This is a genomic window from Mycobacterium paraffinicum (assembly GCF_001907675.1).
Lineage (GTDB): Bacteria > Actinomycetota > Actinomycetes > Mycobacteriales > Mycobacteriaceae > Mycobacterium > Mycobacterium paraffinicum_A.
The window spans coordinates 13538-30013 of the sequence record NZ_MPNT01000051.1 but is presented as its reverse complement, the minus strand read 5'-3'; the positions used below and the strand labels follow the sequence as shown (position 1 = coordinate 30013).

Annotated in this window: 17 protein-coding genes; 9 read left to right on the top strand and 8 right to left on the bottom strand. The window is 66.0% G+C overall.

The window, feature by feature from the left end:
• The 5 genes from BRW65_RS29375 to dnaA form a co-directional block, all read right to left on the bottom strand.
• Positions 1-1477, bottom strand: a 1477-nt coding sequence (locus BRW65_RS29375) for an ATP-binding protein (protein WP_073880751.1), incomplete at its 3' end; no start/stop codon positions are given.
• Positions 1478-1733: 256 nt separating this feature from the next.
• The gene (locus BRW65_RS29370) at positions 1734-2294 is read right to left on the bottom strand and encodes a DUF721 family protein (protein WP_073880749.1); all 561 of its coding nucleotides are present in this window, start codon (positions 2292-2294) and stop codon (positions 1734-1736) included.
• Positions 2291-3436, bottom strand: a complete 1146-nt coding sequence (gene recF, locus BRW65_RS29365) for a DNA replication/repair protein RecF (RefSeq protein ID WP_073880747.1) — start codon at positions 3434-3436, stop codon at positions 2291-2293. The genes BRW65_RS29370 and recF overlap by 4 nt, the downstream gene beginning before the upstream one ends.
• Positions 3437-4636: a DNA polymerase III subunit beta gene (gene dnaN / locus BRW65_RS29360; RefSeq protein WP_073880745.1), complete on the bottom strand. Its 1200-nt coding sequence runs from the start codon at positions 4634-4636 to the stop codon at positions 3437-3439. It abuts the gene before it with no gap.
• Between the two features lie 529 nt (positions 4637-5165).
• Complete coding sequence (dnaA, locus tag BRW65_RS29355) at positions 5166-6698, bottom strand: chromosomal replication initiator protein DnaA (RefSeq protein ID WP_073880761.1); 1533 nt, start codon at positions 6696-6698, stop codon at positions 5166-5168.
• 605 nt (positions 6699-7303) lie between these two features.
• Between dnaA and rpmH the strand changes: the two genes are divergently transcribed.
• From rpmH to BRW65_RS29310, 9 genes are all read left to right on the top strand, one after another.
• A complete protein-coding gene (gene rpmH, locus BRW65_RS29350) occupies positions 7304-7447 on the top strand; it encodes a 50S ribosomal protein L34 (protein WP_073880743.1) in 144 nt (47 codons plus the stop codon).
• Between the two features lie 23 nt (positions 7448-7470).
• On the top strand, positions 7471-7842 hold the full coding sequence (gene rnpA / locus BRW65_RS29345) for a ribonuclease P protein component (RefSeq protein WP_073880741.1): 372 nt from the start codon (positions 7471-7473) through the stop codon (positions 7840-7842).
• A 68-nt stretch (positions 7843-7910) separates the two neighbouring features.
• Complete coding sequence (gene yidD, locus BRW65_RS29340) at positions 7911-8183, top strand: membrane protein insertion efficiency factor YidD (RefSeq protein WP_208611951.1); 273 nt, start codon at positions 7911-7913, stop codon at positions 8181-8183.
• Complete coding sequence (yidC, locus tag BRW65_RS29335) at positions 8167-9276, top strand: membrane protein insertase YidC (RefSeq protein WP_073880737.1); 1110 nt, start codon at positions 8167-8169, stop codon at positions 9274-9276. Before yidD ends, yidC begins: the two co-directional genes overlap by 17 nt.
• 81 nt (positions 9277-9357) lie before the next feature.
• Positions 9358-9921, top strand: coding sequence for a protein jag (locus BRW65_RS29330; protein WP_073880735.1), 564 nt, complete (start codon positions 9358-9360; stop codon positions 9919-9921).
• Between the two features lie 60 nt (positions 9922-9981).
• The gene (gene rsmG / locus BRW65_RS29325) at positions 9982-10719 is read left to right on the top strand and encodes a 16S rRNA (guanine(527)-N(7))-methyltransferase RsmG (protein ID WP_073880733.1); all 738 of its coding nucleotides are present in this window, start codon (positions 9982-9984) and stop codon (positions 10717-10719) included.
• Complete coding sequence (locus tag BRW65_RS29320) at positions 10716-11720, top strand: ParA family protein (RefSeq protein WP_073880731.1); 1005 nt, start codon at positions 10716-10718, stop codon at positions 11718-11720. The genes rsmG and BRW65_RS29320 overlap by 4 nt, the downstream gene beginning before the upstream one ends.
• 23 nt (positions 11721-11743) lie before the next feature.
• On the top strand, positions 11744-12727 hold the full coding sequence (locus BRW65_RS29315; protein ID WP_073880729.1) for a ParB/RepB/Spo0J family partition protein: 984 nt from the start codon (positions 11744-11746) through the stop codon (positions 12725-12727).
• A 266-nt stretch (positions 12728-12993) separates the two neighbouring features.
• Positions 12994-13746, top strand: coding sequence for an acetyltransferase (locus tag BRW65_RS29310; RefSeq protein WP_073880727.1), 753 nt, complete (start codon positions 12994-12996; stop codon positions 13744-13746).
• 12 nt (positions 13747-13758) lie between these two features.
• Here BRW65_RS29310 and BRW65_RS29305 read toward each other — a convergent pair whose 3' ends face one another.
• From BRW65_RS29305 to trxB, 3 genes are all read right to left on the bottom strand, one after another.
• Positions 13759-14979, bottom strand: coding sequence for an N-acetylmuramoyl-L-alanine amidase (locus tag BRW65_RS29305; protein WP_073880725.1), 1221 nt, complete (start codon positions 14977-14979; stop codon positions 13759-13761).
• 134 nt (positions 14980-15113) lie between these two features.
• Entirely contained in the window at positions 15114-15467 is a 354-nt protein-coding gene (trxA, locus tag BRW65_RS29300; protein WP_073880723.1) for a thioredoxin, read from the bottom strand.
• Positions 15464-16471 carry a thioredoxin-disulfide reductase gene (trxB, locus tag BRW65_RS29295; RefSeq protein ID WP_073880721.1) on the bottom strand — a complete coding sequence of 336 codons (1008 nt, stop codon included), beginning with the start codon at positions 16469-16471 and terminating at the stop codon, positions 15464-15466. Before trxB ends, trxA begins: the two co-directional genes overlap by 4 nt.
• Between the last annotated feature and the right edge of the window lie 5 nt (positions 16472-16476).

Below are 16476 nucleotides of genomic sequence, written 5' to 3'. Positions count from 1 at the left end.
CCTTTTCGACGTTGATGATCTTGCCGCGCAACGGCAGGATCGCCTGGAACATCGAGTCGCGGCCGCTCTTCGCCGAGCCGCCGGCCGAATCACCCTCCACCACATAGAGTTCCGATTTCCGGGGGTCAGTGGAGCGGCAGTCGGCCAGCTTGCCCGGCAGGCCGCCGAGGTCGGTGGCGCTCTTACGCCGCACCAACTCGCGCGCCTTACGAGCCGCGATCCGCGCCTGCGCCGACGAAACCGCCTTGTTGACAACGGTTTTCGCCTCAGAAGGGTTTGCCTCGAACCAGTGCGTCAGCTGTTCGTTGCACACCCTCTGCACGAACGACTTGACCTCGGTGTTGCCCAGTTTGGTTTTGGTCTGGCCCTCGAACTGGGGCTCGGCGACCTTGACGGAGATGACCGCGGCCAGACCTTCGCGGATGTCGTCGCCGGTGAGGTTGGCGTCCTTCTCCTTGAGCAACTTCTTGTCTTTGGCGTACTTGTTGACCACCGAGGTCAGCGCGCTGCGGAAGCCCTCTTCGTGGGTACCGCCCTCGTGGGTGTTGATGGTGTTGGCGAAGGTGTGCACCGACTCCGAGTAGCCGCCGTTCCACTGCATGGCGATTTCGACCTCGTGGCCGGTCCCTTTTCCGTCGAAATCGATGACGCTCTGCTGGATCGGGCTCTTGGTGCGGTTGATGTGCTTGACGAAGTCGACCAGGCCACCGGGGTAGTGGAACGTGCGGTGCTTGACCTTGTGCGGGGCAGCGCTTTCCGCGGCCTTCTCCTGCGCCGACTTGGGCGCCTCCGCGGTGTCGCTGACCACCTCGTCGACGACCTCGTCCTGCTCCACGCGCTCGTCGGTGAGGTTGATGGTGAGGCCCTTGTTCAGGAAAGCCATCTCCTGCAGGCGCCGCGCCACGGTCTCGAAGTCGTACTGCGTGGTTTCGAAGATTTCGGGGTCGGCCCAGAACCTGATCGTGGTTCCGGTCTTTTTGGTCGCCTCGCCCTGCTTCAGGGTGCCGGGCACGGCGCGGTCGTAATACTGAAACCACTCGTGCCCGTCGCGCTTGATGGTCACTTCCAGCCGGGTAGACAGCGCGTTGACCACCGACACACCGACGCCGTGCAATCCACCGCTGACCGTGTAGCCACTGTTTTCGCCACCGAACTTGCCACCGGCGTGCAGCTGCGTCATCACGACGTCGACGGTGGGGGCGCCGGTCGCGTGCATGGCCACCGGAATGCCGCGCCCGTCGTCGGCGACCTCCACGCTGCCGTCGTCGAGCAGCCGCACATCGACCCTAGTGGCATAACCGGCCATAGCCTCGTCCACCGAGTTGTCGACCACCTCCCAGATCAGGTGGTGCAGGCCGCGCTCACCCGTGGACCCGATGTACATGCCGGGGCGTTTGCGGACGGCCTCCAGCCCCTCGAGCACGGTGATCGCTGACGCGCCGTATTCGTCTTGCGCCTTCTTCTTCTGGGCAGCCACGGTCGGAATGCTCTCCTTGGGGTTTCATGCGGGCGGTTCCAGTCACCGCATCAGCCGCATGCTGCCAGTCTACCGTGATGAGCCGTCCGCACCGATTCTCTGGGCGCGTTTCTACCTAGCTAACCGCGCCGTGCGGGCGATTTTTCTATTCCCGCCGCGTCCCGACGTGCGTCAAGGCACTTCGCATCGTCCTAGCGGCTTTGAGCGGCCTGTTGATGAAACCGCATCTGGGGATGGTTCGCGGCCCGTTGCAACTCTAGCCGTAGGTGTCGCGCGGACCCCTTCCCGCGATGTGGCGCGGCCCCTTGCGCCACGACGGGGCGGCCGGCCCGGTGATCTTCAACTGCGTCACCACACCGTTGCCGACGGCAGCGGCGATCTTGGCCAACAGCTGCGACTGGATCATCCGCAACTGCGTGGCCCAGGCGGTGGATTCGGCGGCCACGCTCAAGACCCCGTCACTCAACGCGGTCGGCGTCGCGTGGTCGGCGATCTGCTGGCCGACCACCGTTGCCCAGTTTCCGAGCACGGTGCCTTCGGCGACCTGCGCCGACCAGCCGCGCTTCTTGGCCAAGTCACGCGCGAGCCGGCCCAGGGGTTGCGGATCGCGGGCGTCGGGTCCGGGACCCGACCACCTTCGCCGCTGGCCGGCGACGCGGCGGCTCGGCGGCGGAGTGGCGCGGCCCCGTCCGGCATCTTTCCCTTGCGCGCGGGCCGCGGCGCGTGCTTCCTCGAGGGTGCGCCTGACCAAGTCGATGCCGCGCAGCAGGCCCGGATCGGCGGCCGCCGAATCCTGTTCGTCGCCGCCGCCCGTCATGACCGCACCACCGAGACCCGACCGAGGTCATCGTCGCGCAAATCGATTGGTATCTGCCTGGCGGTCCAGCCCGCGGGAATGTCTTCCACCACCGCGGCGGTGACCAATACCTGCTCCGCCGACTCGGCCACCGTCGCCAGCGCACGACGGCGGGCCGCGTCCAGTTCGGCGAACACGTCGTCGAGCAACAGCACGGGTTCACCGCCGTCGGCGCGCAGCAACTCATACGAGGCCAGCCTCAGCGCCACCGCGAAGGACCACGATTCCCCGTGGCTGGCAAAGCCTTTGGCGGGTTGGTCACCAAGCCAAAGTTCGAGATCGTCGCGATGGGGGCCCACCAGGCACATGCCGCGCTCCAACTCCGCGTCACGGCGCTCGGCCAACGCGGTCAGCAAAGCGGCTTCCAGAAAATCGCGATCCGGGCCCGCGGCGGGGGCGCCGAGGCTGGTGCGGTAGGCGATCGACGCCGGCCGCGAGGCCGGCGCGAGCAGCTGGTAGGCCTTCTCCACCTCGGGTGCCAACTGGTTCACCAGGTCAATCCGCGCGGCCATCAACTCGGCGCCGTGTTCCGCCAACCGGCTGTCCCACACGTCGAGGGTGTCCAGGGCGCTGCGGTCACCGCGGTGCCGGATTCCGGCGGCGGACTTCAACAGCGCTGTGCGCTGGCGCAGCACCTTCTCGTAATCCGCCCGCACCGCGGCGACCGCCGGCCGCCGCACCGTCGCCAAATCATCGAGGTAGCGCCGCCGCTCCGCGGGATCCCCGCGCACCAGAGCCAGATCTTCGGGAGCAAAAAGCACGGCGCGCAAAACCCCGATCACCTCGCGGGTGCTGCGCACCGGGGAACGATTCAGGCGCGCCTTGTTTGCCCGCCCTGCCGCGATTTCGAGGTCGATCGCGCATTCTCGGCCTTCGTTGACAACGATCGTCGAAACCACCGCGCGCTCGGTACCGGCCCTGATCAACGGGGTGTCGGTGCCCACCCGATGCGAGCCCAAGGTGGTCGAAAACCACAGCGCCTCAATGAGATTCGTCTTCCCGAACCCGTTCGGGCCGACAAACACCGTCCGGCCCGGCTCCAACTCGAGGTCGACGTGCGCCCAGGACCGGAAATCGCGCAGTCCCAAATGCCGGACGTACACCTATCCGGGCAACCGAACTGGCATCAACAGGTACACGTAATCCGTCGGCAACGCCGCGAAGGGACCATTTCCGGTGGGCGAACTGTCCTCGCCCCCGGCCGGACGCAGCAACGCCGGCTTCCCGGGCGTGGTGAAACCGAACGACACGCGTTCCGAATGAACCGCGGCCAGCCCGTCGGTCAGGTAGGTCGGGTTGAACGCGATGGTCAACGGCTCGCCCACGAAATCGACGGCAAGGTCCTCCTCGGCCCGGCCCACGTCGTCGGCGCCCGCGGACAACCGCAGCGAGCCCTCGGAGAACTCCATCCGCACCTGCGCACCCCGATCGGCCACCAACGCGACCAGCTTGATCGCCTCGGTCAGCTCGCCGACGTTGATGGTCGCCACCGCAGTGTGCTCGGCGGGCAACAGTTGACGAAACTTCGGGAACTCCGCGTCCAGCAGGCGCGTCGTACTCCGCTTGCCGTTGCCGCTGATGCCAAGCAGCCCGTCTTTGCCGACGCCGCTACCGGCCCCCAACGACAACCGGACCTCGGAACCGTCGGCACCCGCCCGGGCCGCCTCGGCCAACGTCTTCGCCGGCACTAACACCGCCGCCTCGATGTCCGGCGACGACGCCGACCAAGTCAGCTCGCGCACCGCCAGGCGGAACCGATCGGTGGCGGCCAAAACCACCGTGTTCCCCGAGATCTCAACCCGAATACCGGTCAACATCGGCAGCGTGTCGTCCCGGCCGGCCGCGATCGCGACCTGGCTGATGGCCTCCGCGAAAAGATCCGCGGGCAATGTCCCGGTCTCTTCCGGCAGGCCCGGCAGCGTCGGGTAATCCTCGACCGCCATGGTCGGCAACGAAAACCTGGCACTTCCGCAGTTCAAGGCAACCCGGTTGCCGTCGACGTAGAAGTCGACCGGCTTGTTCGGCAATGCCCGGGTGATGTCCGACAACAACCTTCCGGACACCAAAACGCTTCCAGGAGAAGCGATCTCGGCTGCAACCTGTGCTTCGGCGGAGACTTCGTAATCGAATCCGGAGATCGTCAAGCCGTCATCGGTCCCGGATAGCAACACGCCCGAAAGCACCGGCACCGCCGGCCGGGTCGGCAGGTTCTTCGCCACCCACGACACCGCGTCGGCGAAGGACTCCCGCACCAAACGAAACTTCAAGTCGCTGAGGCCAGCTCTTGTCGTCGCCGCGTCCATAGCGTCCCTTCACCTGCCAAGAGTTTCAAAAGTCCAATAGCTAGCCGCGTCCGCTAGCACGGGCTCCGCCACGAACGCCACTGACACTGCCAACGGCGACCGCAACGGCAGTCGAAGAACAACCGTAGATCGTCCGGGGCCATCTTGAAAGCTAATCGAGAACCCCGACAAGCCCGGCGACCGGCGGATCCGTGCGGGGTGTTCGACTGGGCGTCCCCAGCGCTGTATTTCAAAGAAGAAACGACGAAGAGATCTCAGTACTAGTAATAAGGGCTGTGCATGCTGGGGACAGCCGCGGTTCGACGCAGGCAGGGCGGGGATGGGGCTGTGGATGACGGGGTGCATAACTGTGAGTCCGGTGTTGGGCCGTTGGGGAAGAAGACCGATTGTGCACGCGGCGCCGCGTAGTACACGGATGCTTGATTGCGTTGTGCACAGTCCTGCCCACAAGTCCGTGATGTGGCGGGTGTGACACACGTGCGAGAAGTTTTTTGAAAAAAATCGGCCGCGTACGCGGGGAAGTCCGAAGTCAGCGCTTGGAGCGCTGGCGGATGCGGGTGGTGAGCTCTTTGACGTGATCGAAGACCTCACGGCGCTCGGCCATCTCGGACAGGATCTTGCGCTGGGCGTACATCACCGTCGTGTGGTCGCGGCCAAACGCCTGCCCGATCTTGGGCAGCGACAGGTCGGTGAGCTCACGGCATAGATACATCGCGATCTGGCGTGACTGTGCCAGCGCCCGCGTCTTGCCCGGCCCGCGGAGTTCTTCCACGGTGGTGTCGAAGTATTCAGCCGTGGCGGCCATGATCGTCGCCGCGCTGATCTGCATCGTGCTGGCGTCGGCGATGAGATCGCGCAGCACGATTTCGGCGAGCGCCTTGTCGATCGGGGTCTTGTTCAACGAGGCGAACGCGGTGACCCGGATGAGGGCGCCCTCGAGTTCGCGGATGTTGCGTTCGATGCTGCTGGCGATGAGTTCGAGGACGTCGTCGGGAACCGCGAGTCGTTCCATCTGCGCCTTCTTGCGCAAGATGGCGATGCGGGTCTCCAGCTCGGGCGGCTGGACGTCGGTGATCAAGCCCCATTCGAACCGGGTCCGGAGCCGGTCTTCCAGCGTGGCGAGCTGCTTGGGCGGCCGGTCCGACGAGATGACGATCTGCTTGTTGGCGTTGTGCAGAGTGTTGAAGGTATGGAAGAACTCCTCCTGAATACCTTCCTTGCCCTCGATGAACTGAATGTCATCGACGAGTAGCACGTCGACGTCGCGGTAGCTGCGCTTGAAGGCGACCTTGCGGTCGTCGCGGAGCGAGTTGATGAAGTCGTTGGTGAATTCCTCGGTGGACACGTACTTGACGCGCATCCCCGGGAACAGTCGCTGCGCGTAGTTGCCCGCGGCGTGCAACAGGTGGGTCTTGCCCAGACCGGACTCACCCCAAATGAACAACGGGTTGTACGCCCGCGCCGGTGCCTCGGCGATCGCCAGGGCCGCCGCATGCGCGAAGCGGTTGGAGGCTCCGATGACGAACGTGTCGAAGGTGTAGCGACGGTTCAGGCTCGTCCCGCCGGCAACGGCCGGATCGGTGGGATGCGGACGCTCGGTGAAATAGTTCGGCCAACTCTGTTGCGCATTGTCGGCGACTTCGCCGTTCTCGTCGGCCTCGACGATGTCGATGGCGTCGTCGTCGACCGATGATGCTTCGGGTTGGGCAAACGGTTCCGGTTGCGGAATGAGGGCGTCGTCGACCTCTTCGTCGGGCGGGGCGATGCGCACCCCGAGCTGGATCTGTTGCCCGAGGCGACGGCTGAGGGCGTCGGTGATCGGGGCGCGGAGGTGACGTTCGATCTCGTTCTGGACGAAACTGCTCGGCACCGACAAGAGCGCGAACCCCTCGACGATGGTCAGCGGTTGGACCAGATTCAGCCAGGCCCGCTGCTGTGGGGTGAGGGGAGTGATGAGCGTGGTGCGATTGGCGGCGAGGCCGTCCGGGGTCGATTCTCCGTTGAGCTCCGAAACGACCGCGTTCCACACGGTGGTGAAACCTGAACCGGGGTCATCGGTCAACGACGCATCCCCCTGGTTCTCGAGCATCCCGGGTCCAAGTACAACCACGCTGGCCGACAAAGCAACTGTCCACATAGTTATACACAGGTGTGGACAGGATGCGCGTGTGCGAGCCACAACCTACCGGCGACGGCTCGCGATCTCCGTGCTGGAAGAAAACCTTTGAAGGCTGTCTAGACAGCTAGTCGATCCACCATCCTCGCTTCGTTGTCGAGCGCCGTTGCAGTCTAAAACGACACTGGCAGAAGCTAACAGTTTTCCGTGCGGCTGCCAACAGTTCTGCCGCATTCAAATCGGGGCGGTTAGGGTTCGTTGGGCCTGGTTCGACTCGCCACCAGAGGGGAAGCCGGTGTGGGCCGGCGGCCGGGCCGCGGTTTTGCGCGGTCGATCGAGCGGGTTCGTTGGGGCAGGCCAGGTTTGACCAGGCGAAGCCTGGTCAGTACCCTCAAACAGTCGCCCGAAAGTCGGCGATGCGGCTGCGACCCAGATCTGCCTGGGGACCGCGCCGGCCAGCAGCAAGATTACCTCCGACCGACCCGCAGACGAACCTGAGCGAGACGTCTGGCCGGCCGGATGGAAATGCGAGACACAACGAGGAGAACGTCGTGGCCAAGGGCAAGCGGACCTTCCAGCCGAACAACCGGCGCCGAGCCCGCGTGCATGGCTTCCGGTTGCGCATGCGCACCCGCGCCGGACGCTCGATTGTGTCGAGCCGGCGCCGTAAGGGGCGCCGCGCGCTATCTGCCTGATCGCAACGTCGGGTTTTTCGGCGGTGCTTCCGGCACGCAACCGCATGAGGCGGTCAACGGAGTTCGACGCGACGGTCAAGCGCGGAGTTCGTGCGGCGCAGCCCGATGTCGTCGTCCATCTCCGCCGCCCTCCCGACGGTGACGCGGCAACGGGTCCCCAAGCTCCGCACGTCGGATTGATCGTCGGCAAGTCCGTGGGCTCGGCCGTCGAACGCCACCGGGTGTCACGTCGTCTGCGGCACGTGGCGCGATCCGTCCTAGGTGAGCTCGGCGCGTCCGACCAACTGGTGATCCGGGCGTTGCCGGGCAGTCGGACGGCATCGTCGGCGCGGTTGGCAGAAGAGTTGCGGCGCGGTTTGCGACGGGCGCTCGAGGTGGCGGGACGGGACCGGTGATTGCGACGGCGACGGCGCGGTCCGTCATCCACACGACGGGGAGCGCGGCCGCCCGAGGTGTGATCTGGATGATTCAGCTGTACCGGCACATGGTGTCGCCATTGCGGCCGGCAACGTGTCGCTTCGTCCCGACCTGCAGCCACTATGCGGTCGACGCCTTGACCGAGTACGGCTTGGTGCGGGGGAGTTGGTTGGCTGTCGTCAGGCTCGCCAAGTGCGGACCATGGCATCGGGGCGGATGGGATCCGATACCGGAACGCCCCGGATGCGAGAACTTCGAAGACGTCAGCGCCGCGCCGGCACACCCGGCGGCGCGAGGGGAGAGTGGAACTCTTGTTTGATTTCTTTAGTCTCGACTTCGTCTACTACCCGGTGTCGTGGATCATGTGGGTCTGGTACAAGCTCTTTGCCGCGATGCTGGGACCGTCGAGCTTCTTCGCGTGGGCGCTGTCGGTGATGTTCCTGGTGTTCACCCTCCGCGCGCTGCTCTACAAGCCGTTCGTGCGACAGATCCGCACCACGCGGCAGATGCAGGAACTCCAGCCGCAAATCAAGGCCCTGCAGAAGAAGTACGGCAAGGACCGCCAGCGCATGGCGCTGGAGATGCAGAAGCTGCAGCGCGAACATGGCTTCAATCCCATCCTCGGCTGTCTCCCGATGCTGGCTCAGATCCCGGTGTTCATCGGGCTGTACCACGTGTTGAGGTCGTTCAACCGAACGACCGGCGGCTTCGGCCAGCCGCACTTGTCGGTGGCCCAGAACCGGCTCACCGGAAACTACGTGTTCACGCCCACCGACGTTGGGCACTTCCTGGACGCGAATCTGTTTGGCGCCCCGATCGGCGCGTTCATGACGCAACGGACCGGGCTGGACGCGTTCACCTTCTTCAGCCGGCCGGCCGTCATCGCGGTGGGCGCGCCGGTGATGATCCTGGCCGGCATCGCGACGTACTTCAACAGCCGCGCATCGGTGGCGCGGCAAAGTGCAGAGGCGGCGGCCAATCCGCAGACCGCGATGATGAACAAGCTTGCGCTGTACGTGTTTCCGCTCGGCGTGGTCGTCGGCGGCCCGTTCCTGCCGCTCGCGATCATCTTGTACTGGTTCGCGAACAACATCTGGACGTTCGGTCAGCAGCACTACGTGTTCGGGATGATCGAAAAAGAGGACGAAGCCAAGAAGCAAGAAGCGCTGCAGCGCCGAGCGGCCAATGCGCCGGCACCGGGTGTGAAACCCAAGCGAAGCCCCAAGGCGGGGCAGCCGGCGGGCAATGGGTCACCGGCCTCGGCGGACGGGCTGGCGGACTCCGGTGGATCCGACGGGGACGACGCGACGGCGAAGCCCCAGGCGGACAAGGCGAATCCAACCGGACAAAGCGGTGGCGCGACCAACCGCACGCCACGGCCGGGCGCGCGGCCCAAGAAACGCAAGCGCTGACAAGGGACATAGAGCCATGCCGGGCCGCCTCGGGCGGGTGACCCCGATTGGCAGGAACCCATGGATGAGGGAGAGAAAGACATGACGGACGCAGACACCACGACCGAACCCGACGTCGACACCGAGCTGGACGCGCAGTCCGAGAACGGGGCCGAGGCGGGCGTGGACGAACTCGACGACCAGGAGGAGCGGTTGGTCGCCGAGGGGGAGATCGCCGGGGACTACTTGGAAGAGTTGCTCGACCTGTTGGACTTCGACGGCGACATCGATCTGGACGTCGAGGGCAACCGCGCGGTGGTCAGCATTGACGGCAGCGACGATTTGAACAAGTTGGTGGGCCGCGGCGGGGATGTGCTCGACGCGCTGCAAGAGCTCACCCGATTGGCGGTGCACCAGAAGACCGGCGTCCGTAGCCGGCTGATGCTCGACATCGCCGGTTGGCGCCGCCGGCGCCGCGAGGAGCTGGCCGCACTGGGCGACAAGGTGGCGCGGCGGGTGCTGGAATCCGGGAAGCGCGAGGAGTTGTCCCCGATGACGCCGTTCGAGCGCAAGATCGTTCACGACGCCGTCGCGGCGGTGCCCGGCGTGCACAGCGAAAGCGAGGGTGTGGAGCCCGCGCGCCGAGTCGTCGTCCTGCACGACTAGCGAGTTACAGCCGTGTAGTTCCAGCGTCGAGGTGCGGTCGCGCGCCAGGCCAAGCAGAGGATGTTTCACGTGAAACATGTCGGCCCCGTCGAACCCGCGGTGGAGCAGCCCGACCCTGCCCAGCCGGGAGTTGCGCCGGAGGCGGCGAAGACGATCTTCGGACCGCGGCTCGATCTTGCCCAGCGGTATGCGGAGCTGCTCGGCGGCCCGGGAGTCGAACGAGGCCTCCTGGGCCCACGCGAAGTGGACCGCATCTGGGAGCGGCACCTCCTCAACAGCTCCGCCGTCGCCGAGCTGCTCGACGAGGGGGAGCGGGTCATCGACATCGGCAGCGGCGCGGGGCTACCCGGCATACCGCTCGCGCTCGCGCGCCCGGATGTCGAGATGGTTCTACTCGAACCGCTACTACGGCGAAGCGAATTTCTCACCGAGGTCGTCGACCAACTAGGGTTGGCCGTCGAAGTGGTCCGCGGCCGTGCCGAGGAACGGTGGGTACGCCACCAGTTCGGGGAAAGGGATGCGGCGGTGTCACGAGCGGTTGCGTCGTTGGACAAGTTGGCGAAGTGGAGCATGCCGTTGCTACGGGCCGGGGGCCGGATGCTCGCGATCAAGGGCGAGCGCGGCGGCGAGGAAGTTGAACAGTACCGGCGTGTGATGGCAGCATCCGGCGCCGTTGATGCCAGGGTGGTGACATGTGGCGCGACCTATTTGCGTCCCCCCGCAACCGTAGTTATAGCGCGACGCGGAGCGCGACCGCGCCGGCAGCCGGCACGAATCGGGAAGGCGGGGAACCGATGAGCACTCCGGGAGAATCGCCGACCGCCGCGCGCCCGTCCCCGAACGCGGCGGACATCCCGGCGCCCGCCGCACCCGATGTGCCTGCGCCCCTTGTGCCGGGAGCCATCGAAGACTCGGCGGCCAATGTTTCACGTGAAACCGCCGACGAATTCGACACCCCGATCGGGGCGGCCGCAGAGCGCGCAATGCGCGTTCTGCACACCACCTATCCGCCGCTGCGCCGGCCCAGCCACCGCCGAATCCTCACCGTCGCCAATCAAAAGGGCGGCGTCGGTAAGACCACCACCGCGGTGAACCTCGCCGCCGCGCTCGCCCTGCAGGGGCTCAAGACCTTGGTCATCGACCTCGACCCGCAGGGCAACGCCAGCACGGCGCTCGGCATCACCGACAGACAATCCGGCACGCCCTCGTCGTACGAGGTGCTCATCGGTGAGGTGCCCGTCAAGGACGCCCTGCGGCGCAGCCCGCACAACGACCGACTGTTCTGCGTCCCGGCTACCATCGATTTGGCCGGCGCCGAGATCGAATTGGTCAGCATGGTGGCACGCGAAAACCGGTTGCGGACGGCCCTGGCCGACCTCGACGATCTCGACTTCGACTATGTCTTCGTCGACTGCCCGCCGTCGCTGGGGCTGCTCACCATCAATGCGCTCGTCGCCGCGCCGGAGGTGATGATTCCGATCCAGTGCGAGTACTACGCGCTGGAGGGGGTGTCCCAGCTGATGCGCAACATCGAAATGGTGAGGGCGCACCTCAACCCGCAACTCAACGTGAGCACCGTGGTGCTCACGATGTACGACGGCCGGACCAAGCTGGCCGACCAAGTCGCCGAAGAGGTGCGCCGCTACTTCGGCGCCAAGGTGCTGCGCACGGTGATCCCGCGCAGCGTCAAAGTCTCCGAAGCGCCGGGCTACAGCATGACCATCATCGACTACGACCCCGGATCGCGCGGGGCGATGAGCTACCTCGACGCGAGCCGCGAGCTCGCCGAACGTGATTGACCACCATCCGTGAAGGGACGACCATGACGCAGCCGTTACGCAAGAAGGGCGGCCTCGGCCGGGGCCTCGCTTCGCTGATCCCGACGGGTCCCGCCGAGGGCGACTCGGGTCCCGCGACCCTGGGCCCGCGGATGGGGGATGCGGCGGCGGACGTGCTGATCGGGGGACCGGGTCCGGACCTCGCCCCGGCGGGCGCGGTGTATCGCGAGATCGCGCCGTCCGACATCGAGCCCAACCCGCGCCAGCCGCGGCAGGTGTTCGACGACGAGGCGCTCGCCGAACTCGTGCACTCCATCCGCGAGTTCGGCCTGCTGCAGCCGATCGTGGTGCGAGCGGTCCCCGGCGCCAAGACGGGGCCCCGCTATCAGATCGTGATGGGGGAGCGGCGTTGGCGGGCGGCCCAAGAGGCGGGGCTCGCCACCATTCCCACCATCGTGCGCGAGACCGGCGACGACAATCTACTGCGCGACGCGCTGCTGGAGAACATCCACCGGGTGCAGCTGAACCCCTTGGAAGAGGCGGCGGCATACCAACAGCTGCTGGACGAATTCGGAGTCACCCACGACGAACTGGCCTCACGGATCGGCCGCTCACGGCCGCTGATCACCAACATGATCCGGTTGCTCAAGTTGCCGATTCCGGTGCAACGGCGGGTGGCAGCGGGCGTGCTGTCGGCCGGCCATGCCCGCGCTCTCTTGTCGCTGGAAGCCGGGCCGGAGGCGCAAGAGGAACTGGCCAGCCGGATTGTCGCGGAGGGACTGTCGGTGCGGGCGACCGAGGAGGCGGTGACGCTGGCGAATCGTGCCGGCGCGACCACACCCGCGCCGCAGCGGCGCAAGCCGATCCAGATGCCCGGCCTTCAAGAGGTGGCCGAACGCTTGTCGAACGCCTTCGATACGCGGGTGACGGTCAGCCTGGGCAAGCGCAAGGGGAAGATCGTCGTGGAGTTCGGATCCGTCGACGATTTGCAGCGAATTATCGACATGATGACCACCGCAAAGGCCTGACCCGCCATACCCTGTAATTACGTCACTGTGACACCGGAGCGGTCACGGATTGGCAACGACCGGCTTTCGGGACCCCGGCATTACGAAAGCGCATGCGTTTCAAGGATTTTCGGTAACGAAGCCGGCCGGGGCGGTAACCCGCCGAGGGTGCCCGCGCAGTGACCGGCGCCTCGACGCCAAAGCTGGCCCGATTGCGACATACTCTCCTATCCTGGAGGGGTTGCCGGTGCAATTGGCTGCAGTACCGCACAGGAGCCAGGAGGCTAGTGTCCGCTCGAATCACACCGTTGCGCCTCGAGGCCTTCGAGCAGCTTCCCAAGCATGCGCGTCGCTGCGTGTACTGGGAGGTCGACCCGGCGACCCTCGGTGACCAGGACACCCTCGCCGACCCCGAATTCGAGAAGGAAGCCTGGCTGTCGATGGTCATGCTGGAGTGGGGCTCGTGTGGCCAGCTCGCGATCGCGGCCACCGACGAAAGAAGCCAAAGCGAACCGGCGTGCCTGGGTTATGTCTTCTACGCGCCGCCGCGGGCGGTGCCGCGCGCCCAGCGATTCCCCACGGCGCCGGTGTCCGCGGACGCCGTGCTTCTGACGTCGATGGGTATCGAGCCCGGGCAGGCCGCCGACGACCTGCCGCGCGGGCTTCTCGCCCGGGTGATCGACGAACTGGTTCGGCGCGGGGTGCGGGCCCTGGAAGCCTTCGGGCGCACACCGGCGGCTTCGGAGTTGCAGGACCCGCTGGCGGCGAGCCCGGACGTGCGGCCGGTGCTGGAGGCCGTCGGTGACTGCTCGGTGGACCACTGCGTGGTGGACGCCGAATTCTTGCAGGACGCGGGTTTCGTTGTGGTGGCGCCCCACCCGTACTTTCCGCGGCTGCGGCTCGAGCTGGACAAGGGTCTGGGATGGAAGGCCGAAGTCGAGGCAGCCTTGGAGCGGCTGCTCGAGAACGCCCAGTTGCAAGAGCCGGTCGGCGCGGGGACCGCGGCGGGAAATACGTTGCGCGGCGCGCAGGTTGGCTAGCGCGCAGGTTGGCTAGGAGCCGCCGAGCCGGCTGGCCCGCTCCACCGACAGTTCGTGAGCCAACAGTTCGGCGAAGGTGAAGGTGCCGGTGGGCCGGTCGTTCTTGCCCAACAGGTAGAGGCGCTTGACGGCGGCGAGAATTCCTTCAGCGATGGCGTCGCGGGTTTGGGTGGAGATCAGCATCGCGCGATCCTGCGGGTTGGTGATGTAGCCGACGTCGACCTGCACGGTGGGCATTCGGGTCAAGCGCAACAGGTCCCACGTCCGCCCATGTGTTCGGCAATCCCGTAACCCGGTGCGGGCCACGACTTCTCGTTGGATGAAGTCCGCGAGGTTACGCCCGATCGTGGAGACCGAGCCGTGTGAGTTTCCGAAATGAAAGGAAGCGACGCCGTTGGCCGCCGGGCTGGGCTGGTTCTCGCAGCGCAAGCTGATCATCAGGTCCGCCCCGACGTTGTTGGCCGTGGCGGCGCGTTCGGCGTCGGACGGGCTGCGGTTGACCGGTCGCGACAGGAAGGTCTCCATGCCGATGGCGGTCATCCGCCCCTCAAGCCGGCTCGCCAAGTCCCACAACACATCTGCTTCGCTGACCGGACCCGAAGGGCCGTGCATCAGCTCGCCCAGGTCGGTGCCCCCGCGGCCCGGATCGATGATGATCCGCTTGCCCGACAGCTTGGGCCCCGAGCGGCGGACCAGCTCCTCCTCGCGAATCGCGTGGGGCGAGCCGCCCGTGACGCGTGAGCTCAGAAAGTACAAGGAACGCAACGTTTCTGGGCCACAGATGCCGTCGGCCGCCAGCCCGTACTCTCGCTGGTACGACATCAGGGCATTATGCGTCTGCAACCCGAAGTGCCCGTCGACTAGTCCGGTGTAGAAACCGAGGTCTTGGAGCCGGGCCTGCAGCGTGGCGACGTCGTCACCGTAGAGCGGGGCACCGAATTGGTGATAGAGCGTGCGAGCTCCCAGCCGGTACGACGCCTCCTTCAACGCGCGGTAGGTGGCCTCGCCGACGATGCCGTCGACCAGCAGACCGCGGTGCTGTTGAAAGGCCCGCACCGCCTGGTCGAGTTCGGCGTCGAAAAGCTCAGGGGGCACAAGCCGGCCGGTGGTGAGTTCTCCCTCCGGGGTGTCCAGCAGCCCTAGCGTTGCCAGCGTCGCCCGGATTTCGGTCACAGCCGCACTGCGGTCACCGCAACGCAGCGCATCGCCGTGTTCACGGCGCGGACTCGACATACCAAAGGCCCTCCGGGACACAGTGACAGGCTCACATCTGGGCAACAGCTAACAGCAATTGTCGCAGATGCTTCGCCTAATCGGGAAAACCCCAGGCTGAACGCGCGGGCGTGGTGCGGGGACTTAATCGAGGATCAGCTCAGGTTGGGAACCGCATCCGAGAGCTCACGCAGCAGCGCCGCCTTGCCCTTGGCGCCGACGATCCGCTTCACCGGCTGGCCGTCCTTGAACAGGATCATGGTCGGAATCGAGACGACCTGGAAATCACGCGCCGTCACCGGGTTGGCATCGACGTCGAGCTTGGCAATGGTGAGCTGCTCGGCTCGTTCGCTCGCGATCTCCTCAAGAACCGGCGCGACCATCTTGCACGGTCCACACCATGTGGCCCAAAAGTCAACCAGCACAGGCTTGTTGCTGGACAACACCTCGGTGGAGAACGAAGCGTCAGAGACTTCGATTGTCGCCGCGGCTTTTTCGGCGTCGGTCATTGAGGTGCTCCAATCATCTCAGTACTGCCAGGAAATTCGGTGGCGTCGCTTTGAGCGGCCGAGCTCGATTCGACGTGGTCGGCCAACCAGCGTTCGGCGTCGATCGCCGCCGAACAGCCGCTGCCGGCGGCGGTGACGGCCTGTCGGTAGGTGCGGTCCACCAAGTCACCCGCGGCGAACACTCCGTCGATCGAGGTGGCGGTGGTGTGGCCCTTGACCAGAACGTATCCGTCGGGGTCGGTGTCGAGCACATCGCGGACCAGCTCCGAGCGCGGGTCGTGACCGATCGCGACGAAGACGCCCGTGACGGGCAAGGTGGATTCTTCTCCAGTCACGGTGTCGCGCAACCGCAAACCGGTCACCGTTTGGTCCCCCTCGACAGCGAGCACGGCCTTGTTGGTCAAGATGGTGATCTTGTCGTTGTCCCGGGCGCGTTCGAGCATGATGCGGGACGCGCGGAATTCGTCTCGGCGGTGCACCAGGGTGACGCTGCGCGCGAACCGGGTCAAGAAGGTGGCTTCCTCCATCGCCGAGTCGCCACCACCGATGACCGCGATGTCTTGGTCTTTGAAGAAGAACCCGTCACAGGTCGCACACGAGCTCACGCCGCGGCCCAGCAGTTCCTGCTCACCGGGCACCCCCAGGTACCGCGCCGCCGCGCCCATGGCCAAAATGACCGCCCGCGCGCGGAACGTCTCGCCCTCCGCGGTGGTCACCGACTTGACCGGCCCGTCCAGCGACACCGACTCGACGTCTTCCATCCGCAGGTTCGCCCCGAATCGCAGCGCCTGTTCGCGCATCTGGTCCATCAGCTCCGGGCCGGTGATGCCGTCACGGAAACCGGGGAAATTCTCCACCTCGGTGGTGGTCATCAACGCACCACCAAACGACGTTCCCTCGAACACCAGCGGGGCCAGCTGCGCCCGCGCGGTATACAACGCGGCGGTGTATCCAGCGGGGCCCGAACCGATGATGATCACGTCGTGCACAGTGTCGGCGGTCATAGAAC